Origin of the sequence: Trichocoleus sp. FACHB-46, from assembly GCF_014695385.1 — a bacterium.
Lineage (GTDB): Bacteria > Cyanobacteriota > Cyanobacteriia > FACHB-46 > FACHB-46 > Trichocoleus.
The window spans coordinates 115,772-136,771 of record NZ_JACJOD010000010.1 but is presented as its reverse complement, the minus strand read 5'-3'; the positions used below and the strand labels follow the sequence as shown (position 1 = coordinate 136,771).

General features: G+C 48.3%; 17 protein-coding genes. 6 read left to right on the top strand and 11 right to left on the bottom strand.

The window, feature by feature from the left end:
* Positions 1 to 136 precede the first annotated feature (136 nt).
* Positions 137 to 583, top strand: coding sequence for a VOC family protein (locus H6F72_RS06555; protein WP_190432965.1), 447 nt, complete (start codon positions 137 to 139; stop codon positions 581 to 583).
* A 73-nt stretch (positions 584 to 656) separates the two neighbouring features.
* Here the strand turns inward: H6F72_RS06555 and H6F72_RS06550 are convergent, their stop codons facing one another.
* On the bottom strand, positions 657 to 1,595 hold the full coding sequence (locus tag H6F72_RS06550; protein WP_190432963.1) for a ParA family protein: 939 nt from the start codon (positions 1,593 to 1,595) through the stop codon (positions 657 to 659).
* A 319-nt stretch (positions 1,596 to 1,914) separates the two neighbouring features.
* Here H6F72_RS06550 and H6F72_RS06545 point away from each other — a divergent pair, with 319 nt between their 5' ends.
* Positions 1,915 to 2,343, top strand: coding sequence for an HHL1-like protein (locus H6F72_RS06545; RefSeq protein ID WP_190432960.1), 429 nt, complete (start codon positions 1,915 to 1,917; stop codon positions 2,341 to 2,343).
* On the opposite strand, the gene H6F72_RS06540 is transcribed toward H6F72_RS06545, so the two are convergent.
* The 4 genes from H6F72_RS06540 to H6F72_RS06525 form a co-directional block, all read right to left on the bottom strand.
* Positions 2,340 to 4,940, bottom strand: coding sequence for a DNA translocase FtsK (locus H6F72_RS06540; RefSeq protein ID WP_190432958.1), 2,601 nt, complete (start codon positions 4,938 to 4,940; stop codon positions 2,340 to 2,342). The genes H6F72_RS06545 and H6F72_RS06540 overlap by 4 nt on opposite strands.
* Positions 4,941 to 4,983: 43 nt before the next feature.
* Positions 4,984 to 6,993: an ATP-binding protein gene (locus H6F72_RS06535; RefSeq protein WP_190432956.1), complete on the bottom strand. Its 2,010-nt coding sequence runs from the start codon at positions 6,991 to 6,993 to the stop codon at positions 4,984 to 4,986.
* Between the two features lie 63 nt (positions 6,994 to 7,056).
* Positions 7,057 to 7,719: a hypothetical protein gene (locus tag H6F72_RS06530; protein ID WP_199298927.1), complete on the bottom strand. Its 663-nt coding sequence runs from the start codon at positions 7,717 to 7,719 to the stop codon at positions 7,057 to 7,059.
* A gap of 321 nt (positions 7,720 to 8,040) precedes the next feature.
* Positions 8,041 to 9,036 (bottom strand): glycosyltransferase family 2 protein, encoded by a 996-nt coding sequence (locus H6F72_RS06525; protein WP_190432953.1) that lies wholly within the window; start codon positions 9,034 to 9,036, stop codon positions 8,041 to 8,043.
* A gap of 215 nt (positions 9,037 to 9,251) precedes the next feature.
* Between H6F72_RS06525 and H6F72_RS06520 the strand changes: the two genes are divergently transcribed.
* The 3 genes from H6F72_RS06520 (at position 9,252) to H6F72_RS06510 (ending at position 14,197) form a co-directional block, all read left to right on the top strand.
* Positions 9,252 to 10,214, top strand: a complete 963-nt coding sequence (locus H6F72_RS06520; protein WP_190432951.1) for a glycosyltransferase family 2 protein — start codon at positions 9,252 to 9,254, stop codon at positions 10,212 to 10,214.
* A gap of 18 nt (positions 10,215 to 10,232) precedes the next feature.
* Positions 10,233 to 11,450 carry a glycosyltransferase family 4 protein gene (locus tag H6F72_RS06515; RefSeq protein ID WP_190432948.1) on the top strand — a complete coding sequence of 406 codons (1,218 nt, stop codon included), beginning with the start codon at positions 10,233 to 10,235 and terminating at the stop codon, positions 11,448 to 11,450.
* Between the two features lie 287 nt (positions 11,451 to 11,737).
* A complete protein-coding gene (locus tag H6F72_RS06510) occupies positions 11,738 to 14,197 on the top strand; it encodes a hypothetical protein (RefSeq protein WP_190432946.1) in 2,460 nt (819 codons plus the stop codon).
* 9 nt (positions 14,198 to 14,206) lie between these two features.
* On the opposite strand, the gene H6F72_RS06505 is transcribed toward H6F72_RS06510, so the two are convergent.
* The 4 genes from H6F72_RS06505 to H6F72_RS06490 form a co-directional block, all read right to left on the bottom strand.
* Complete coding sequence (locus H6F72_RS06505; RefSeq protein ID WP_190432944.1) at positions 14,207 to 14,701, bottom strand: hypothetical protein; 495 nt, start codon at positions 14,699 to 14,701, stop codon at positions 14,207 to 14,209.
* Between the two features lie 89 nt (positions 14,702 to 14,790).
* Complete coding sequence (locus H6F72_RS06500; protein ID WP_190432942.1) at positions 14,791 to 15,585, bottom strand: hypothetical protein; 795 nt, start codon at positions 15,583 to 15,585, stop codon at positions 14,791 to 14,793.
* 120 nt (positions 15,586 to 15,705) lie between these two features.
* Positions 15,706 to 16,755, bottom strand: coding sequence for a fatty acid desaturase (locus H6F72_RS06495; RefSeq protein WP_190432939.1), 1,050 nt, complete (start codon positions 16,753 to 16,755; stop codon positions 15,706 to 15,708).
* A gap of 434 nt (positions 16,756 to 17,189) precedes the next feature.
* Entirely contained in the window at positions 17,190 to 17,459 is a 270-nt protein-coding gene (locus H6F72_RS06490) for a hypothetical protein (RefSeq protein ID WP_190433018.1), read from the bottom strand.
* Between the two features lie 195 nt (positions 17,460 to 17,654).
* Between H6F72_RS06490 and thrC the strand changes: the two genes are divergently transcribed.
* Positions 17,655 to 18,764: a threonine synthase gene (gene thrC, locus H6F72_RS06485; RefSeq protein WP_190432937.1), complete on the top strand. Its 1,110-nt coding sequence runs from the start codon at positions 17,655 to 17,657 to the stop codon at positions 18,762 to 18,764.
* Here the strand turns inward: thrC and H6F72_RS06480 are convergent.
* Together H6F72_RS06480 and H6F72_RS06475 are read right to left on the bottom strand one after the other, a co-directional pair.
* Positions 18,709 to 19,305, bottom strand: coding sequence for a hypothetical protein (locus H6F72_RS06480; RefSeq protein WP_199298926.1), 597 nt, complete (start codon positions 19,303 to 19,305; stop codon positions 18,709 to 18,711). The genes thrC and H6F72_RS06480 overlap by 56 nt on opposite strands.
* Positions 19,306 to 19,355: 50 nt before the next feature.
* The gene (locus H6F72_RS06475) at positions 19,356 to 20,873 is read right to left on the bottom strand and encodes a site-2 protease family protein (RefSeq protein WP_190432936.1); all 1,518 of its coding nucleotides are present in this window, start codon (positions 20,871 to 20,873) and stop codon (positions 19,356 to 19,358) included.
* Between the last annotated feature and the right edge of the window lie 127 nt (positions 20,874 to 21,000).

The window sequence follows — 21,000 nt, the reverse complement described above, 5'->3', positions numbered from 1 at the left end:
CCCTCGCCTTGTAGGAGAGGGGCTGGGGGAGAGGTTCTTTGTTCGCGATCGCCCATAGTTCTATCTCCCAGAAGATAACGTCTGGCAGGCTTGCACGCCATAGTGGTGAAGTAAAGCCTCAAGATTTGAACTAAAAATGACTGATATTGGATTCACCCATGTGGCCTTGCCCGTTACCAACTTGGACGCCAGCATTGCCTTTTATGGCAAATACGCCAACATGGAAGCGGTGCATCGGCGCACTGACCCCAAAACCGGGGAGAACGTAGCTTGGCTCACCGACCACACGCGGCCCTTTGTGATTGTGTTGCTACAAGAACCCAACGTCGAGCACAAACTTTTACCCCCTGCTCATCTAGGAGTCGCCTGCGAAAGCCGCGAAGTCGTCGATCGCCTCTGTGACCAAGCCAGAGAAGAAGGTTGTCTTAACAACGGCCCCGCTGATGCAGGCCCCCCAATTGGCTACTGGGCCTTTGTCACCGATCCAGATGGCCATATTCTAGAACTCACCTATGGGCAAGAAGTCGCCCTGCGCGTGCAAGAAACCGCCAAAGAAAAGCAACCCGCCGAGAGTTCGGTGTAGCTGATTGCTGCGCTTGGTATTTCAGGGCTTAGCATTTGGAGTAGAAGCTAAGCCCCTACGATTTCTTCAAGATTTACTCCATGTCAGCGAGGGCAAACTTGCTAGGCTTTTGGTCCAGGCGGGCCGCAACCGTGAGTTTTTGTAGAAATTCTTGGGCCAGTCCCGCAAAGGCTTTAGCACCTGATGAACTCGGATTGCTGAGCACCACAGGGGTAAATGAATCGACAGCCTTAGAGACATTCACATCTACAGGAATCCGAGTCTTAAAGATTTTGGCTTCGCTGTAGTCTTCGTTCACCCGCTTCATGACTTGGCTGTAATAGCGACTCGTGAGTATATTGCCAGAGAGCATAAAAGTAATGCCCAGCAGTTGAATCTTGACTGGTGTACCTTCCTTGTGAGTTTCTCGCAGTTTGGCAAGGCGTCGTTCCAGAAGTTGAATTCCGATTAGAGAGAGGGGTTCGGGTTTAGCAGGCAGAACGTAGAAATCACTGGCTAAGAGAGCGCTGCGAGTCAAAAGGTTGTAGCCAGGGGCGCAGTCGAGAATGATGAAATCGTAGTCTTTCAGAACAGGTTGCAGAATACTTGAAATAAGCCCTTTTTCAAAGTTATTCCAAACTTGTTCAAAGTTTTTGGTGCTGTCTTTTGTGGCTTTTTCAAACAGCATTTCAGAAACTAAGAATTCATCGTATAAATCAATATCTCCAGGTAACAAATCCAATCCTTTGACATTACACATGTAGGCTTGGACTGCTTCAGGGACAAGATTAGGCAGTTGTTTGTCGCTATAAATGGCCCGATGTACTAGGTGTCGCAGGGTGCGCTTATTGTTGCGGAGCTTGGCAAAATCGCCGGGAGCCATGAGGCTGAGGGTGGCGCTGATTTGGGTGTCGAGATCGACAATTAAAACTCGCTTGCCATGATTTTTGGCCAGGGCAGTGGCTAAGTTGATGGTGAGGGTCGTTTTGCCAACGCCACCTTTCATGTTTGCAGTTGCGATGATAAATCCCATTCGTTGCGTCCTCTCAAGGGTCATGCATGGCCGAGCCAGGGTGGGTTAGGGGGTTAGGCACCTACGACATAACATGCAGTCCAGATCATAAGCGCAGTGGTACCAAACTTTAAACTTTACTCAGGGGAATCTTTGCTGGTTGCGATCGCTACTCTGACCCTTAAGAATACTCGATCGCTGCCAATTTTCACCTGATTATGAAGTCCCTAGAAACAGCATCTTAGCGTAATGGGGATCGGGTAGATATCCGCACTCTCGGTAGTTCTCTCATTTCTGAAAATACTGTAAACTTTCCTTAAGAGAGCAAGGAGCGATCGCTGTGACGAGTGGTGGATTTGGTAAGGCAGAAACCCCAAAAAAGTCTGTTTCTAAGAAAGCTGTCAAGCGGACTGAAGCTTCGAAGCAGTACGACAAAATGAAGACTGATGGGGTGCCTGAGTTCAATATCTATATGCGAATTCAGGGTAAGAAGCAGTGGTATCCGGTCGGCTCGATCGCGGTGAAGCGTAGCAGCCAAATCAACATGGCAATCTACGACAGCGAGAAGGATTTGCGCGAAGGTGCATTCCGCCTATTCCCCATCCTCCGCAAAAATCAAGCCAATCTGGAATACGGCTATCGCTTGAAGGAATTTAGCGACGAACCGATCCAAGTTGCCGTAAAACCTGAGCAAGCAGTTGCCAATGCGTTCCAATCGGCGATCGCCAACGTCAAAGACCGCTTCACCTCTCTCTTCAAGCGCAGTTAAGCATTTCCTGGTAAAGTCACCTTTTCTGCAAATAGGCTTTGAAGCCGCCACAAACCAGCACCCGAATGATAGAGCAAGTCACCTTTACCTAAAAGGTAGGCTGCTTCTGACTGCTTGCCACCCAAAATAATGGTAGAATCCGCTTCGCTAGCTGTGCGAAGTGCAACTCGTCCTGGCAAGTTGGATCGAATCAGAGGCGTTACGACTTTGGCTTCTGGACGCTGTGTGGCAATGATTAAATGAATTCCAGCTGCTCGTGCCTTGGCTCCTAATCGCTTAATACTTTGCTCTAGTTCTTTGCTAGCTTCTTTTTCAGCCATGAAGTCAGCATACTCATCAAAAATGCAGACAATGCGTGGCAAAGGCTGAGTTGCCTGCTGATTGTAAGCTTTAATATCTCCACATCTAGCTTTCTCTAAACGCCTGTAACGAGCTTCCATTTCATCGACCAGTTCAGTCATCAGGTCAATAGCTGGCTCCGTGTCTTTGACAATGGGTGAGTGTAGCCAAGGCATGGACTCAAACTCAGGAAACGTTACCCGTTTGGGATCCACTAGAGCAACCTTGAGGTTTTGGGGCGAGTGCCGAAAAATCAAGCTTAACAGCAGCGATCGCAAAAATTCGCTCTTACCGCTACCTGTTGTTCCACCCACTAAAAAGTGGCAGGTATTTGGCTCTGACAAATCAGCTTCGATTAACTGACCGTTGAGATCAACACCGACCGCAATCTTGATAGGTTCAGTTGGGGAAGAATAAACGGGCTGAATATAGTGATCGAAGTGAGCTACTTGGCGATTTAAGCGCGGTAGATCAACGCTGACATAACCTGCTTGCGGTGTAATCAAGGGAGGATTCGCCAAGCCAAGCTGCACTTGAAGGTCTGCTGAGCGGTTTAGAAGTGAAGCAACTTTAACACCAGGATGTGGCTTTAGCTTGACTCGAATAAACGTAGGAGCTGTCACTGCCCCTTGATAATCAACTCCTAGCTTGAAAGAATGCAAAGTATCTACTAATGCTGCTCCCACTTCATCGGCATTCGGTTCTGGCAGCTTAATTTTTTTGACAATAGGTGGCTTGATCGCTTTAGCTCCCCCATCCGAAGTAGTGGAGCGATCGCCAACTGCAAAGTAAGTTTGGCATTTTTCGTATTGGGGGCAGATGTTGCAACGTTGAGCCTCAAGAGTGGATGGCGGGGGTTCAAGCCGATTTTGCTCCCACATCAGCCATTGCTGCATCTGTTGTAACTTATGCGGAATGAGCTGGTGTACAGTGCTCTCTAGCTGCTTCCAAGAATAAGAATATTCTTGAAACTCTGGTAGAACGCAGTAAACAGCAGAGTCTACAGCAATTTTATTCTTGGCCCAGAGCATATAGCTATATAGTGCTACTTGCGCTAACTGAGCTGAAGGGTCAATAGGCCGATAAGTTTTGAATTCAATAACACACTGTTGCTGAAGTTCAAAGTTGTAAACTAAGCAGTCAAATTCACCAGCAACTCGTTGTTGTGTACCATCCGGCAATGTAAAAACGTACTCAAGTTTGCGATCGCCAGTAACGAAAGTTTTCTGAATAACAGTTTTTGCATCACAGAACAGTCGATTCTTGATTAATAGCTCAGCAAATTTTTTGATTAGTCCTTGTAAACCCGTCCATACCTTTAGTAACCCAGGAGATTGGCGCGGGTCTTTTTGAGACACTTCTTGCAAATAGGGAAAAAACTTCAGCTGATAAAACAACGATTGCATTTGGGCGGCTACTTCTTCAACTTGAAGCTGATCTGCATTAGATTGCATGAGCGCTTGAAATTGAGGCTCTCGTAGCGCTAGCTGAACAAACGCATCAGCCAAACTATGAAAAGCATTACCTACCCCAAAATTTATGTTTCCATCCGTGGGAATAAAAAGGGTATTGCCACCAAACTTCTGATGCAGATAAAAAAGACGCGGACACTCAAACGCGACCCGAACCTTAGTAGCAGTTAAGGAAGCAGGATCAGCCTTCGGTTTGAATTTCTGAGTGCCGTTAGATGCCATATCGAAAATTCTCGTCACAGCTTCTGGATCAGTTTTCTCTAACAAACAGCGATGGACAGCAGCAAGATAAACGGTATCCATCGCAGCATAGTGTAGTTGCTTAGGCGTGAGCGATCGCCTGCCCCAATCACTACCTTGTTCTTCCGCATCTACATCAGAAAACTGGCAGAGTTCAGTAGCAAGGGTTTTTAGCTTTAAGTTAGTAGTGCCTAGTACTTGTTTGCCAATCTTTTTGGCTAACTTCAAAGTGCAGGTGACGTTCTGAGCTTGTTGGCCTCCCAAATACTTCAAGTCATAGCAAGCATTATGAAAAACTTTTTCGATATGAGAATGAACCATAATTTTGGCAATAAAATCTGCCGCTAAATCAGGTCTATCTAGTACGTCAAGAATGCAAGTTGATTCATGAGTTGCATTATTTGGCTCAACCAAAACCTGAATTAAAGAAAGGCGAGGTTTTGAAGTACTCCAATCCGCAACTTCTGTATCTAACCACAAGGTCTTCGCCAAAGAAAACTTAGTGATATATGCTTGAATATCCTCAATCTTCGTTACATAAGGCATGAGAAAAATTTAACTTGCAAATATTTAGCGAAACAATAGCTTTCTAAACAGGAATATTTTTTTCTGGAATCCAACAGACCAGTTGATTATCTAGCTCTTCGTGAGGATTAATAATCTGGATTATGTTGTCTCTATAGAACTGCTCGATTAGTTGACCAATGTGAGATATATCTGTATCAGAAAACTGACCATGAGTATTATCGACTAAAACCTTTCGCCCTATAAAATGCTGGTTTTTGATTAAGTTCAGCAAATATTTTTTAATTGGGGCTAGGGGGGGCTTGCTCCCTTCCGGCATAATCTTTAACTCCTTTAACAGCGCACAACCTTCTAAAACTTTTGATTCTCGAACTAAGGTTTGCAATTGTTCCAAGGTAGTTGTTGTACCTGCAACTACTAGCTCACCTGCCAATGCAGAGTTAACAAAGCTATAGTATGTTGCCAAGGTATGAACAGAAGGCAAATTAGGCTTAAGGTGCTGATGAGGATTTCCTGTAAAAATCTGCTGGTAGATGCGCTGACCTACAAGCTTAGGAGTCCCTACGCTAGCAGCACGAATTAGATATAAAGCATGATCGGTTCGTTTATTCACAAGAGTCTGACAAGCATTCATCACCGTATAGAAGCTAGTCATATTTGAGTCCTCTGTCCAAATAATTCCTACTTGCTTTTTCTCTTGGGGGTGCTTATAGCTCAGGGAGTAGCTGGCATACTTCCCGCCTAGGAGCTTCGGTCTAGCTTCTTTCACACCTAAAGCAATGCAAGCCTCTTGTAACATCCGAACTAGCTCAGGTGCAGATAAGAGAGCTATTTTGGTAATTTTTTGCTCTGTTTTTTGATATTCCTGCTGCCATAACAACTGAAACTCAGATTGTGAGTCTGGCTCGGGATCAGGATCAGGAAGATTTTCACCTATAGAATCTTTGTGCTTTCGATACTCCTGTCTACCTAAAATCAAGACATTTCTAGGGTCAGTTTTAGTACCAGGAAAGCTTTGTTCTAGAAGCTGCTTAGTAAGTGGATAAATCCTAGATTCTGGTTTTGGTTTCGCCTGATGATGCAAAGACCCCAATCTATAAGTCCATAATGCTTCTGCCTGCTCTAAGTTAATTCTTTTAAGCTGAATAGTTGTCTCAAGACGAGCTTTATCAGCTTGTTGAATTCGAACTGAGCTGCGCTTCCAGATATCTGTAACAACACTAATTATGATGACAAAGTTTCTTAGGTAATCATTATGAATTGTGGTATTAACATTAAAGAGTGGTTGTGGGTTGAGAATACCATTTTGATTAAATAGACAAGTTTCTAAGTTATCAAAGCAAATTACAATGGGTTGAGTTTCGGTGGAAATTCTACCAAAATTTGCCAAAATATTTTTAGCTGCATCTTCTGTATCAATGCAGTTTCTAACTTTAAGAGCTTGCATGGATTCTTCGCTTAAATCATCACCGCGCAGCCATTCACAAGCCGAATCATAAAGCTCAGGATTGGTGAGATCGTGAAGAATACCAAAGAAGATATCGGGACTATAAATTCCTGCACTTTTGTAGGTGTTTTTTAAGTGTTTGATAAATTTTTTGCGATCGCTTTGCAACAATTTCCAAACACTATCATTGAGTACACGCTGCTTAAGATTTCGCTTAGTAAAGGCAGATAAGCTCTTCAGCCAGAGTAGCAATTGAGAGTCTTGCTGCCCCTCTGGGTTGTGCATTAAGCTATCGACGGTATAGCGGAGAATGTGCCGCCAGATATGGTCACTGTCTGCCCAAGGGCCAATATAGGCAAAAAAGGCTTTAGGATTCAGGGTGCGCTTGAGCCGACCCAAAAGATAGCTCTTGCCAGAACCAGAATCACCTGCTAGCAAAACAGTCCGACTAACGTGATCTTTAGCAACTAAATCAACCAGTGCTTCGATCTCAGTAATGGCCTCTTGATGAATAGAATCCACAGTTTGGGCTGCATCTTGCTGTTCACCCCAAAAGTTACCAGGCTTCAGATTAACCAAGTCAAAGGGGTTGACTTCACGCTTAATGATCTCATCAATCGATGTCATGCTCAAGCTTTAGTGGGCGAATGAGTAAGTTGCTAACTAACCAATCAAATCGAAAATCAAAATTTAATTCGCAGTAATAAAAAAGAGTGCGCCACCTGCATCCTGAGGAATTCCAGCAGCAACTTGCTCAGATGTATAGGAAGTAGGATCGACCAATGAACTTAGTTCAATTGTGTCATTGCGCTGCAAGCGATAAAGCGTTTGATCCAATTGTTCACGAGAGAGAGGTGGCTGTAATTTTTGCCGCAAATGAAAGAGTGGTAAGTAGTTGTCCGTGCCAAGTTCTTGATCTAGCTGCTGAATTATCTTAAGAATGACTTCATCACTCAAATCATCGATTTTTGGAACAGATGAATTGTCATTTTCGGGAGTTATAGAAGTCTCCACATCTGCTGAGTCTGCTGTTGCACCCAAAGACTTCCGCAAGAATTGGATATAGTGATTTAGCAATTCCAAATTAATGGTTGCAGCTCCCTTAGGGTTATAGTCATCCCGCAAATATTCAATACCTCGTTCAGTTAGCCACACTTCTGCTTTAGTTCTTTTAATACTCCTTTCAGCTTCGATTAATCCTCTCTCACTCAAAGCTAACAAAATCACTTCTCTTTCAGAGGCTTTAAGCAACGTGATTTTGCTGGGAGCCACTTTTCCAGCCGAATCAGCGAGCTTTTGCAGCACTTTAAGCTCTTTGTCTTTAATAGGTAGTTGCGCTGGATCAACCTTCAAGAGAGCACGACCTGGCGGCAGAATTTTGACAGTGCTAACTTCCTGAGAAAAATCGACTAGACCGCGATCGCCCAAGTCCTTACAAAGTGTATTTTTGCCCTTGAAGCTGGCAAATCGTTTGGCGCTCAGACCTGATCGGTAATCGGGACAATCTAAGAGGGTCAGGAGAAACTTCAATTCAGGCGTTGATAATTGAGCCGTCGATTTCATGACCTTTACTTTTTGGGGTTCAGAATTTATATATTCCCCGGAATCCTAACTTAGCTTGCAGCGATCGCTCTTAATTACCCCTGAATCACCCACTTTTGTTAGCACCCAAATTTAGCTAGAAGTTTGTACTTGGCGTACCTGCTCCGCGTAGTCCTTGGTTCGCACTTGGCGGAATAAATTAAACGCAACTTGGCGCAAACTTTCTGGTAGGTACGAGAGCACCAAGCCTGCCTTAGCGCGGTTAGAAGTGCCCAAAACTTGATTCGCTTCTTGCAAAAGTTGACGGCCTTCCGCTGTGTCGCCTTTCTCAATTAACCTCAAAGCCAGATCTTGCTTCAAGCCTGCCGCTTTTTTGATCCGCTGCCGCTCCACATCACTCTCATCAAAGTGGTAGCTGTTAAGGCAGAACAGCTTGGCTCTTAAGAAATGGATACTCTGTCGCAGGCTGTTTTGGCCCCCGTGCATGCGGTATTCCATCAAATACTCTGGCAAAAAGTAGCCCTGCTTCCCCGCGATCGCCAACCGCACCAACAAATCAAAATCCTCACAGCCATCCGCTTCAAAGCGCATGAAATCCACTTCATCCAAGCAAGCTTTGCGAAATAGCGTCGAGCCCACCTGTAAACTCTGGCGCACAAACGTTTCGTGAATTAAATTGCGAATCACACCTGCTGACAACTTATCTTTGCCCCACTTCGCAGCATTGGCCAATGTCGCTGCTTCCTCTCGCTCTCCCGCTGGATTAATAATCCAATGATTCGTGCAGACAAAATCCACATCCGGGTTAGCGTCCAACACAGCAACCGTTTTCTCTAAAAACTCTGGCGTTAGCGCATCATCGTCGTCAAACTTGATGAAATAATCGCCGCAAGCCGCTTCAAAACCAGAGCGCATGTTCTTGCTGCGCTTAATATTGACGGGATGACGAATGTAGCGAATCCGCGAATCCTCCCACTGGCTCACCACCTCGGGGGTCGCATCGGTCGAGCCATCATCACAAATTAGCAACTCAAAATCTGTGTAAGTTTGATGAAGAACGCTATTAACCGCGTAGGGGAGCAGATTGGCTCGGTTATAAGTAGGAATGCAAATACTAACTTTAGGCATGAGTTGATTACTAGAAAATGCTGTGACTGGGAAAGCGCCCCTCAAAATGTCTTAAATTCGCATCCCTAGAGCATTAAAACTGGAGTGAAGATACAGTTCCAAACTGCCACTTCGATATTGATGGTATCGCTCCGTTTAAAATCTGGATCGAGCCCGCTATATGAATTTCATAAAGATTAGGGACGGCTGTATAAAGATTTTAGAGAAATCAAGCGATGGATAGCCCTCAGCCAGATACCTTCTTGCCTCAGGTTTCCGTTGTCATTCCAATCTACAACGGCGAAACCGATTTACCTGAACTTTTGGCTTGCCTTCGGGCTCAGACCTACCCTAGAGAACGGGTGGAGTATCTCTTAGTCGATAATGCTAGCCAAGACCGCACTGCTGAAATTTTGCAGCAAGCCGCTGAGTCCGCCCAAGCAGAAGGGTGGAACCTGCACCATCTCACCGAAGCCAAAATTCAAAGTGCCTATGCCGCCCGCAATACGGCCATTCGAGCTGCGATCGGAGAGATTTTTGTCTTTACTGATGCTGACTGCCGCCCCCAACCCAACTGGTTAGAGCTGCTTGTGCCACCCTTTGCTGCCCCCAGTAATGGGTTGGTTGTAGGTGAAATTGTTGCTCTGCCTGGCACCACCTTGTTAGAGCGCTACGCTGACAGCCGTAACCTCCTGAGCCAAAAAGATACTCTCGCTCACTCATTCTGTCCCTACGGCCAAACCGCCAACTTAGCCATTAGACGCCAAGCCTTGGAGCAAGTAGGATTATTTCGACCCTACATGACCACCGGGGGAGACGCTGACATTTGTTGGCGCATCCAGAAACAAACGGAATGGCAGCTCTATTTTGCCGAACAGGCGATCGTGCAACATCGTCATCGCGCTACTCTCAAAGACCTCAAAAGCCAGTGGCAACGCTATGGTCGCTCCAATCGTTACTTACACGAACTCTATGGCGTAGGCTTAACCCGCAAACACACCTGGCAGGAATCGGCCTATCTGCTTAGCCGCTGGTTCTTGAAGGAACTACCGATCCAGACAGGCAAAACGCTGCTTGGCAAAACTTCCGCGATCGAGCTGATCAGTACGCCCATTAGCGTCTACTGCGCCAGAGCCAGAACAGCGGGTCAGCAAGCTGCCAAGCTATCTGAGCAAGCCACAGAGATTGAATGGTTATAGTTTTTCCCAACAACTCCTATGAAAATTCTGGTGCTCTCCTGTAATACGTTCCCCTATCCCCCCAGCCGGGGAGCAGCGGAGGGCAGGACTTTTAATTTATTGAAATATCTGCATCAGCGCCATGAAGTGACGCTAGTGACTGAGCGGCAACGCTGGACCTCCGATGAAGATGTGGAAGCGCTGCAGCAATGGGTCAGCCACCTAATGGTGTTTCCTGGGGAGCAGTCTCAAGCCAAACCTGGCTTGCTGAGTAAAGTCGGCCGCTTCGTCGAGTCTGTGGCCAAAACCACACCCCCCAACGTCCTAAAACGATATTCCCCAGAAGTGCAAGCTTGGGTAGACACCTTTGTCGCCGCTGGGAAATGTGACGCGATCGCCTGTGAACACAGCGTCAATGAAGTTTATATTCGCCCGGAGTTTCGCCAATCTGTCCATACTGTCGTTGATGTGCATAGCTCGGTGTACGGTTGGGTGCTAAACCATCTAGAGCATGGGGCTTCGGAAAATCCGTTGCGCGATCGCCTCTACCTGCCCTTGCTCTATCGCTACGAGAAACGCTATTGCGCCAAGTTTTCGAGTCTCATTGCCACTACGGAAGACGATCGCCAAAAACTAGCGGCCATTTCCCCAGGCTCTCCCATTACCGTCGTTTCTAACGGCGTGGATTTAGAGACATTTCCCTATCGTCCTGGCGACCCAGGCGGCCAACGCTTGGTGTTTGTGGGCGCGATGGATTCTTCCCACAACATTGATGCCGCTCGCTTCTTTGCCTTAGAGGTGTTTCCCCAAGTCAGGCAGCGTTATCCAGAAGCTACCTTGAGCTTGGTGGGGGCGCGTCCCGTCGCGGAAGTTTTAGCCCTCAAAGATGAGCCTGGTGTGGTGGTCACGGGCAAAGTCCCGTCAATGGTGGACTACATGCACCAAGCGACAGTATGCGTCGTGCCCCTCCGCGTTGGTTTGGGCATTAAAACCAAAACCTTGGAGTCGATGGCAGCAGGCGCACCCATTGTGGCTAGCGATCGCGGCTTAGAGGGCTTAACTGTGGATGGAGCCAATGTGCCTCTGCGGGCGTTGCGAGCGAATTCTGTGGCTGAGTACGTCAACGCGATTAGCCAGTTGTTTGAAAATCCAGCTTTACGAGCAGAGCTTTCCCACAACGCGCGATCGATGATCGAAACCAATTACACTTGGGAGCGGGCGGGCCAACTTTACGAACAAGCCTTGTTAGAAGCTTAAATTCTGTAGATTTTGGCAAAAGTCTGAAATTCCTGCTGAACTATTGAGAATTAGGGGTACAGTTAGTTCCAAATTTGCTGAGTTGATGGCGCGACCGCTAGGCATTATGAGACCTAACCCACACTCCCTTCCCTCATAGGGAAGGGGAGTTTGAGACTCCAACTCGCTTCCAAGACTTTATGGGTTGACCGGAAGAGGTCACTACACCTTGTATGGATCAGTACGCAGTCAGCTCAACTGCAAACCTGCGATCGCCAAAGATTTTTGATTGCTAACTGAAAGCTGGAATGGGAATTAAACCGGATAAGACTGCGCTCCAACCCCAGAAGAAACCGAAGCTTTTGCCACCGCGCAAGCCAGCGACTCCAAGGCCGCCTGCGAGTGCTGCCCCACCCAGAGTTCCGAGTCCTCCCCAGACACCCACTAAGGCTCAGGGTAATTCTTGGCTCTCGCTGCTGGGGGCACTGGCACTGTTATGTGGTGCGGCGGGGCTGACAGTTGGCGGAGCTTGGATAGCCATTCTACTGATTGTTGATCCCGATGCGATCGTGGGATTAAATCAATATTTACCCACTTGGACTCGCATCCCGGTTGCCAACCAGGAGACTTATCAAACCCTCTCAGAAATTCGCGCCAGCATTCGTCAAGCAGGTCGGATTCCAGGTGAACCCATTTCTTTGGGCAATGAAGCCAAGGGAGCCAACAAAAGTGCAACTGCCACCGATCTTTTAATTCCGGTTTTGGCTCGACGCCCCCTCTGTCAAGCCACTAGCACTCTAGATTCAACCAAGAGTAACTGTGAGCAAATTGTTGAGCTCCAGGTTTATCGACCCGTTGAGGATGCGCGGCGGCAGATTAAGCAAGAGCAGTCTTACTGGCTAGCTAGCCAAATCGCCGTAGCGGGGCCAGAAGAATCTTTTGCGATCGCTCCACTGGTCGATGCCAACTCAGAGAACCAAGGGTCCGCGCGATCGCTCCCGCTAACCACCATTCAGCGCTTTGAGGGCAAAGTCCCCACCTCAGGCGTATGGTTACTGCTGAGCGGCGAGTTGGTACGAGGCGACGACACTATTGCTTATGGCCGCGTGGCTCACTACAATCCTGACCGAGACTACTTAGGTTGGATGCTGGAGTGGACAAGTTCTACGGGCCAAGCTCCTGCCTGGAAAGCGATTACTAGCGGAGCCACCCCCGAACTAGTAGTAGACCAAACCGTTGGCTTAGAGCCGCAATTCGAGGTTTATCAGGTCCAGCCACGGCAGTTTTTACCGGACCCGATTCAGCTAGAAGCTATTTCGCTCAGTGATCCAGCCTTTGATACAGAAACCTACGGCAAAATTATGACCTTAGCCCGGAGTGGCTTATGGTCTCCAGCTTTAGCCTGGTTCAAATCGCTCCGCCAAGCCAGTGAAGCCAATCCGGACCTGTGGTCCAACGCGGCCCAAGCCGAGATGGATTTTGTGCGGCTGCATGCAGAAGCGACCCAAGCTCAAGCAGAAAAGTCTTGGGCTAGCCCTAGCCAACAAGTGCTCACGAATTTAATTGATGGTCGTTGGGCCAGAGCCTTATCCGTGTTTCAAGCGTCCGTGGATAACAGCCAGGAGGTCGCCTCTCTGTTGAAGGGAGATGCCGATCGCTTGTGGAATCGGGTCGAGGCTGCCCTCAAAGTTGACCCAATGCAAACCGATGCCAAAGCCTGGGGCGCTTTAATTGTTGGCGCTAAGAAAGATAAAGCTGCGGCGATCGCTTGGTTAAAGAAACAACCCCAAACCAAACCAGCCGCGATCGCTCAGATTAGCAAACTCCTCGATCGCCTCGACCCCAACTTTTCCGATGTCGTTCCTCCCAGCACCCACCTGAGCCAAGTTGTCGGCACGGCAGAGCCAATTAAGCAAATCAACCCTGCGGATTGGTGGCAACTAAAGAACTCAAGTTTGAAATTAGAGGCTGGACAAACCTGGTACGAAGTGGAGGTGACGGCTTTTTACGATGGCAAGCGTTGGCAACGCTCTAACTTTTCTGACCTCAAGTTTTCCAAGGCTGATGGGGCCGAACCGTTGTGGAATTTGCTGGGCCTCACCACCGATCCACAACTACAGATTTTGGTCTGGACCGATGCGGGCCAACAAGACACTGTCTTCGCCACAGCCAAAGCAATACAACTACAAGGCGGCACCATACGGATTTTGGCGGCTGGCGACCCCCTTCCCGCTCCTACGGCTGCACAACCCCTACCCCGTCCTTTGGCCCTGACGACTACGGCCTTGCAATGGACGACCCCCGCAGTGACTACTTTGGCAGATCTGAATCAACAGCAACCTAAGCTGGCCAATCCGATCCTGCAAGCACTAGCGACAGAACTACAACAAAGCAATCAATTACCCGCTGGAGTGACAGCGACCCCTGCGGGCCTACTCCAACAAAGCGAAATTGGTAGTTGGCAAGTGCAACAAATTGACTTGACTGGCAACCAGCAAATCGAAGCCGTGTTTACCCTTGACCCAGAGACGCTGGCTACTTTGCAACTTGACCAGCCAGACGCCCAGAAACGTCCTGCTGGGCGATCGCGGACCTTGATTGTGTCAGATACGGGCGCTGTACTTTACAACGAATTTAATGGAACAGCCCAACAGTCACTGTTAGCGATCGCAGACTTAGGCGATGGTGGTATCTCCGTCCTCGTCGTGGATGGATCTACGGGCTACCGCCTCCAACGCTGGTCTAGCAAGAAACAGCAATTCGAGTAGGCTAACCCCTTAAGGCCGATTGGTAAGTCCTTGCAATCGCACCTTACAAGCTACATACAGCGGGAACTGGTGATGCTCTGCCACCAACCACGCCACCAAAATAAAGTGCAAACAGAAAGTTAAGCTCGTCCACAGCAAAGGGACAGAGCTAGAAGGACTGTCATCAAGGGGCGGAAACATATAAGAAGCCAGCCCCACCAAAGCCGATGGCAAGACGACCAAAATCAACCCGATCAACCAAATTAAAACAGTTTGGTCACCATCTACTTGGTGCAGACCTCGCCAAGTTTGCCCATTCCAGCGCCAAGCTAAGGGGTGAGAGTTATCTACCACTTGAACTGATTGCTCGCGCAAGTTAGCTGTGAAGATATGGCGACAAAAATTACAAGCAAACGCATCCATCAAGGTCATGCCTGCAATCTCACCATGACGGCAGATGGGGCAGGTATAAACCTCTTGATAACTCAAATTCCGGGAAATCGTTGACTGAGGCGATCGCTTCATAGCTACGCACACCTACCTAGAGACTGGGGTCAAGCAAAGCTCCTTCCCATTCTAGACATCAGAATTCGTTCCAGCCTCCGCCTTAGCGCTTAGAAGGCGCGAGCCACTGTATTGCCTGCACTACCGACAGATTTAACAATTTCAACGCCGTTTTGCTCTAGCACAACTAAAGGCTCTTCGCGGGTGCCTAACTCAATTCGCTTGACTAAAATGCCACCCGCTAAATACTCGCCTTCACTGACATAGCGGCTCGTGGACTCTGCTGGCACTTTGATAATGGCGCTTACCTTTTGGCCCACTTGCACCACACCAGTCACCTCGATCACATTAGCAACGCTGGTAGGCGGTAGAGGCACCACACCAGGGAACGGAGCAGGCGGAGGTAAGGGAACTGTAGTGAAATTAGGAGAGCTAGGCTGCAACTGCGGTAAAGGAGCAGCTGCAAAGACTGGGGCGGGAGCAGGCTGACTAGGAGCGGGTCTAGCTGGAGCCGTTCTCACCACTCTCGGCACCGGAGCAACCTGAGGGATTGGTCTTGTAGCAGTACTAGTACTAGTCACAGGTCCAGGCACCACGACTGGAGAGGTCACGACAGCGGCAAAGGGGTCACGACGACCTGAGGCGATTTGCGGCAATCGAGCTGTGGCGTTAGTAGGCTGCACTAAACCTGGTACGGGAACCGTTTTGACCACGGGTACGGGTGGGACGATGGGCTTAGAAAAGTTTTGTTGGGCGATCGGCTGAGTTTTAACAGTTTGGGTGGAACTAGCCACAGACGGAGAAGCGGGAGTGGGATTTTGCTGGGCCGTGCGATCGCCCCCAGCACAACCAACCAGGACCAGAGCCGTGGCCGTGAAACTTACCAGTTGCTGCAATCTGTTCATGCCCACTCCCTCACCAACATTGCTGAAATTCGTGCAATCTGATTACACAGAATAGCCTTAATTCTAGCGGCTGAAACTCCCGTTAGATAAAAAAACGTAAATTTCAGCCGCAAGTGATGCCTATTGACCTTGACGATAGTCCGTAAACGAGCGGTAGCAAGCCTCAGGATGATACAAGTGGCATTGGTCTGTAATTTCTTTCATCAATGCCCAGGAAAAGTTGCACTCTTTGTACAAGCGATTGCCCCAGTTCTGCTGCAAGCTTTGGTAAGCCATCCGCAAGTTGTAGGAAGGAATTGCGGTGGAAATGTGGTGCGGCACATGCACGTTAATGTCATGGCACAAAGACTCCACCCAACCTGGGTAATTGCAATGCACCGTACCGGAAAGCTGAGAATCAGCCGCATTCCATTGCTCTTCAGGATAAAACGCAATATCTGGTGCGGTGTGATGCACTAAAGTGAACGTGCTCATCCAGAAATGGTAGACCAGCCAAGGCATCAGCCAGAACTTCACAAAGCCCCAGATGCCTGTTGTCAAAATTAAAGTGGGGAAAGCGATCGCGGCAAAAATCAACACAACCGCCACAGACAACTTAACCTTGGAGTGGTCCTTGGGTTGAAACTCCGCCAGAGTAAAGTGTATCCCTGCCCAATGCACGATCGAACCGACCCACCAGAAGCGTCCCCGCAGCCCCTCATAGCCGTTCTGGAGTGAGCGTGGCAAACTATCGTAATACTCTGTCTGGAACGGTTGCCAAGCGTTATCAATATCCAGCTTGTTGGTATGGGTGTGGTGGAAGTTATGGAGAATGCGCCAACTGTGGAAGGGGTAAATCAGGGGCATCATGAACAAGTGACCCACCAAATCATTCACCCAGCGGCGTTTGGCAAAAGAGCGATGGCCGCAGTCATGACCAATCACAAAAAAACCAGTTAACGCGGTCCCTGTAAAAATCCAGAGCACAGGTAGAAGAAACCAAGGGGCAACCGCTAAACCCCAATAACCTAGAGCCACGACAGCGACGCTGAATAATGCAGCAGACCACGCCTTGCGGCTATTTTTTTGAAAACATTCTTTCGGTAAGGTCTTCAAAATGTCTTTGAGACGTAGAGCTGAAGCAGGTGCATCAAACTCTAGGTTTTCAGGCTTTACTGTCGATACGGTCATAAAGAAATGAACTTTCTCCAATGAGCAGTGATATCTGGGTGCACAATTAAAAACCTGCTAATGCAAGGTAGCAGGTTCTGCTTTTCAAGTAGTTGCGTCAATTGATATGTAGAAAAACTTGGCAGCAAAAATGAGTGCTGCAAACCAAAGTGCCACTCTAGCTGCAAGCTCAGTAACCAGTCCTTTTTACCACAAGATTGAATTTAAGTATTAAGTTTTTTAGAGATAGGGCTAAAAATTTCTCATATTGGCTTATCCGCAAGCCACAGCGGCCCCACACCATTGAGCATCACTCCGGTTCGTAGCGAGTTTCTAGCTGGCGATCGCAGAGAAAAATCATCTTACCCCATAGCACTCGCTGAGAAAACTAAAGTTCCGTGTCCCTGCTCCCAAACTTGAAAGCAGGGATTAGCGGGTGAGGGGCTGACTGCCGCCTAGGAGCGATGAGTTAAAGCTAGTTCTGAGATCGAACGTTGCTGTTTTAAAGCTTGCAGTTGCTGAAGTAAAGCCTCTGCCTCTGCTTGCAAGGTCAGGACTCTAACTTGGTGATCAACTTGATAAGCAGATTTTTTCATGGATTCTATTAAACGATTTCTGGCTTCCGAGACGGCTGTGCTACTACTAGCAGGTTCACCGGGTTCTAGACCACTGGGAGCACTAGATGAGCTGGATGCACTTGTCGAAATCAGTAGTTGACTAGTCATTTTTGCTTACTCACACCATTTGCTTATTTTACTGGATTAATGAACTAAGGTGAAGGAATGTATCGATATTTGAGCGTGACGCTGATAAGTTCAGGCGCAAGCTCAGGGTGGGCACACTGAAAGTTTAGAGAAGTTTGCCGATCGCGATACACTAAGGTTTACTTCAATTTTTTTGGAACCCACCTAGCTGACACTGTGACTCTAAGCCTGTCCTCCGCTAATTCCTCTGTTGGATCTGCACCAAAGGCCATAAGTTGGCCAGGTCTGATTGAAGCTTACCGACCCTATCTACCCGTTACCGACCAGACTCCTGTAGTAACGCTGCATGAGGGCAATACTCCCCTGATTCCGGTCCCTGCGATCGCAGAGCAGATTGGTAGGCAGGTGCGGGTGTTCGTAAAATATGACGGTCTTAACCCTACTGGAAGTTTCAAAGATCGAGGCATGACTTTGGCAATTTCCAAAGCCAAAGAAGCGGGAGCGAAAGCTGTCATTTGTGCCAGTACGGGCAACACTTCAGCCGCCGCCGCCGCTTATGCCCGTCGGGGTGGCATGCGTGCCTTTGTCTTAATTCCCGAAGGCTATGTCGCCTTGGGTAAACTCGCTCAGGCTTTACTGTATGGCGCTGAAGTCCTAGCAATTCAAGGCAACTTCGATCGCGCCTTAGAGATTGTGCGGGAAATGGCCGAAACTCACCCCGTTACTTTGGTGAACTCGGTGAATCCCTACCGTTTGGAAGGACAGAAAACCGCCGCCTTTGAAATTGTGGATGTGCTAGGTAACGCCCCCGATTGGCTCTGCATTCCTGTCGGTAATGCAGGTAATATTTCTGCTTACTGGATGGGCTTTTGCCAGTACCACCAAGAGGGTCGCTGCGATCGCCTACCCCAAATGATGGGCTTCCAGGCCGCAGGTGCTGCCCCTCTAATTTCCGGCGTTCCGGTTGAGCATCCTGAAACACTGGCAACTGCTATTCGCATCGGCAATCCCGCGAATTGGGAAAAAGCGATCGCCGTTAAAGATGCCAGTCAAGGCGCTTTTAACCCCGTCACTGATGAAGAAATTCTAGAAGCTTATCGCCTCTTGGCTTCCCAAGAAGGTGTGTTCTGCGAACCTGCCAGCGCCGCATCAGTAGCAGGGATGCTAAAGGTGAAAGATCAAATTCCTACGGGAGCTACGGTGGTCTGTGTCCTGACAGGCAATGGCTTGAAAGATCCAGACTCAGCCATCAAACACAGCGCCAACCAGTTTAAACAGGGAATTGCGCCTGATTTAACGGCGGTAGCTCAAGCAATGGGCTTTTAGTTGCCTCTAAATCCAGATTCTCAGAAGCTGAATCAGCACCAGTATTAGTCATACTACTGGTGCTTTTTTCTACTTGTTTGATGGCTCGCTCTTTCGTCAGCAGGTCAATCGTATCGCCTAAGGCAGTGGTTAAGCTTTTACGAGTTTGGGCATGGTTGGCCTGCTCTAGCTGCAACGCCTGTATCAATCGCTCCACTTCACCTTGGAGGCGACTTTGCTCTTGCAAGATTTGCCCCAACTTCTCGCGCAGTTCAGCGGGCGTTTGGAGCTGGTCTAAGGCTTGGGTCATTTCTGCGGCAGAGTGACTGTCATTGTCACCAAAGATGATGCCGCCTCGCAACTGCTGAATCTCCGTTTGCAAATCTGCGATCGCCTGTTGCGCTAGGTTCGTCTCCATGCGGCGCTGTTGGGCCTCGGTTTCGTAGAGCCGCCGCCAGTTAGTCGCACTAGTATAAGCTGCGTCTCGTTCTCGCTCCGCTTCAGCCAACTGCTGTTGCAAAGCTTTGATTTCAGATAGCCACTGTCTAACGTCTTGAGTCATCGGCAACGTTCCTTCCTGCTTCCATCAAGTCAGGCTTTCAGCAGTATGTCTTAAAAACCTAGGATTTGAGTCACAACCTTGGGGGCAGGCAAAATAATCATCAAGAGCAAGCCCAAAGTAAACAATCCCAGTAAATCTCGCCGATTGTCGAGTTCGCTCACGTCATTGAGTGCGGGTGCATCTACCACTGGCATAAAAAATAGCAGCACTGCCCAGAGAAAGAAATCCGGTTGCACCAGCGATAGCCCCAGTACCAGCAGCCGTGTCACTTGACCAATTAAGGCTCCAGCTCGCTGCCCATACATCGCATGCACCACATGGCCGCCATCGAGTTGTCCTACCGGCATTAAATTAAGCGCTGTAACAATGAGACCTAAGCAACCTGCGATCGCCACTGGATGCAATTTAATCGCAGTTTCAGCCGTCAAGGCAGCACCCAAGGCCAATTTACTTAATAGCGCCAGTAAAAACGAGGTACTAGGATTCAAGGCATTGAAATTGAGGCCAAGCTTATCAGTCGCAGGCACAGTCGTAGAGTGCATTAACCCCCACAGCAAGATGGGCAATGTAATGATCAGCCCAGTCATGGGCCCTGAAATGCCTAGATCGAACAGCGCTCTACGATTAGGGATCGGTGAACGGATTTGAATAAACGCGCCAAATGTTCCTAGGAAGAAAGGAATGGGAATGAAATAGGGCAACGTCGCCCGCACTTTATAAAAGCGAGCCGTCCAATAGTGTCCCGACTCATGAATTCCCAAAATTGTCATTAAAGCCAAGGCATAGGGCAACCCAGCCGAAAATAGCTGCGGTTCTGCAAACAACTGCGAAAGCGAAGTCACCGTTACGCCCGCAATTTCAATCCCCGCTAGGGTAGTAGTGAAAAGCGTGGCAACTAATAATCCCAGTGCCAATCCGGGTCGAGTCAAAGGCTCTTGCTTCGATTGATCGGCTTGCTGACTTTGGGGATTGGGCACTAAGGCGAAAAAAGGTTTGCCATTTGCTCCTTCTTGCAGCATCACCAAGAAGCGATCGCCAAATTGAGCTTCAATATTGTCCCGAATCGTCTGATAAGCTGCGTCGGGTGTAGTGCGCAACTGTCCCCGACAAATCACTGCTTGAGGTCGGTACTCAAAGTTCTGAACATAGTAGACTGACCAAGGAAAGCAGCTTTGCAAACTGGCCTCTTCCTCTTTATTGAGAGGCTTAACTACAGTTTTTGCTTCCGCCGCCGTTGGCTCAGCTAATAAAGAATGCTTCGTTTCCGGCGATGTAGGTTGGCTAGTGGCCTCAGCAGTCTTGCTAGCAGAATTAGGGATGCGCCCTACCCGAATCAACAACCAATACAAGAGGGTACAGGTGACAAAAGGCCCAATCACTAAAATAGGCGGTGGCGGATTATTCTCACCGTAAACTAGGGTCCAGGTACTCCAAATTAGCGCAGGCGTCATCATTACCAGCCATAGAATCCAGACTGGAGTGCGGGTAATGCTAGCAACATTGCGCTGCACAACCAGGTAGGTAATGAAGCCAAGCAAGAATACGAGTGAGAGCAACCAAAAAGTCATGCTATTAATCTCAAGTGGCCTTCAGAGGATGTCTTAAACACTTTCATGACCAGTAAGCAACATTATCACTAGCCTGCTGCAAATTAGATTTCGTGATTAGTTTGAGTGGGGCCAAGCCCTAGCCAAA

Bases quoted from the DNA above. Each gene is read 5' to 3' on its own strand.
- H6F72_RS06555 (WP_190432965.1), top strand. From the start codon at position 137: ATGACTGATATTGGATTCACCCATGTGGCCTTGCCCGTTACCAACTTG.
- H6F72_RS06550 (WP_190432963.1), bottom strand. From the start codon at position 1,595: ATGGGATTTATCATCGCAACTGCAAACATGAAAGGTGGCGTTGGCAAA.
- H6F72_RS06540 (WP_190432958.1), bottom strand. From the start codon at position 4,940: ATGCCTTATGTAACGAAGATTGAGGATATTCAAGCATATATCACTAAG.
- H6F72_RS06535 (WP_190432956.1), bottom strand. From the start codon at position 6,993: ATGACATCGATTGATGAGATCATTAAGCGTGAAGTCAACCCCTTTGAC.
- H6F72_RS06525 (WP_190432953.1), bottom strand. From the start codon at position 9,036: ATGCCTAAAGTTAGTATTTGCATTCCTACTTATAACCGAGCCAATCTG.
- H6F72_RS06520 (WP_190432951.1), top strand. From the start codon at position 9,252: ATGGATAGCCCTCAGCCAGATACCTTCTTGCCTCAGGTTTCCGTTGTC.
- H6F72_RS06515 (WP_190432948.1), top strand. From the start codon at position 10,233: ATGAAAATTCTGGTGCTCTCCTGTAATACGTTCCCCTATCCCCCCAGC.
- H6F72_RS06510 (WP_190432946.1), top strand. From the start codon at position 11,738: ATGGGAATTAAACCGGATAAGACTGCGCTCCAACCCCAGAAGAAACCG.
- H6F72_RS06505 (WP_190432944.1), bottom strand. From the start codon at position 14,701: ATGAAGCGATCGCCTCAGTCAACGATTTCCCGGAATTTGAGTTATCAA.
- H6F72_RS06500 (WP_190432942.1), bottom strand. From the start codon at position 15,585: ATGAACAGATTGCAGCAACTGGTAAGTTTCACGGCCACGGCTCTGGTC.
- H6F72_RS06495 (WP_190432939.1), bottom strand. From the start codon at position 16,755: ATGACCGTATCGACAGTAAAGCCTGAAAACCTAGAGTTTGATGCACCT.
- H6F72_RS06490 (WP_190433018.1), bottom strand. From the start codon at position 17,459: ATGACTAGTCAACTACTGATTTCGACAAGTGCATCCAGCTCATCTAGT.
- H6F72_RS06480 (WP_199298926.1), bottom strand. From the start codon at position 19,305: ATGACTCAAGACGTTAGACAGTGGCTATCTGAAATCAAAGCTTTGCAA.
- H6F72_RS06475 (WP_190432936.1), bottom strand. From the start codon at position 20,873: ATGACTTTTTGGTTGCTCTCACTCGTATTCTTGCTTGGCTTCATTACC.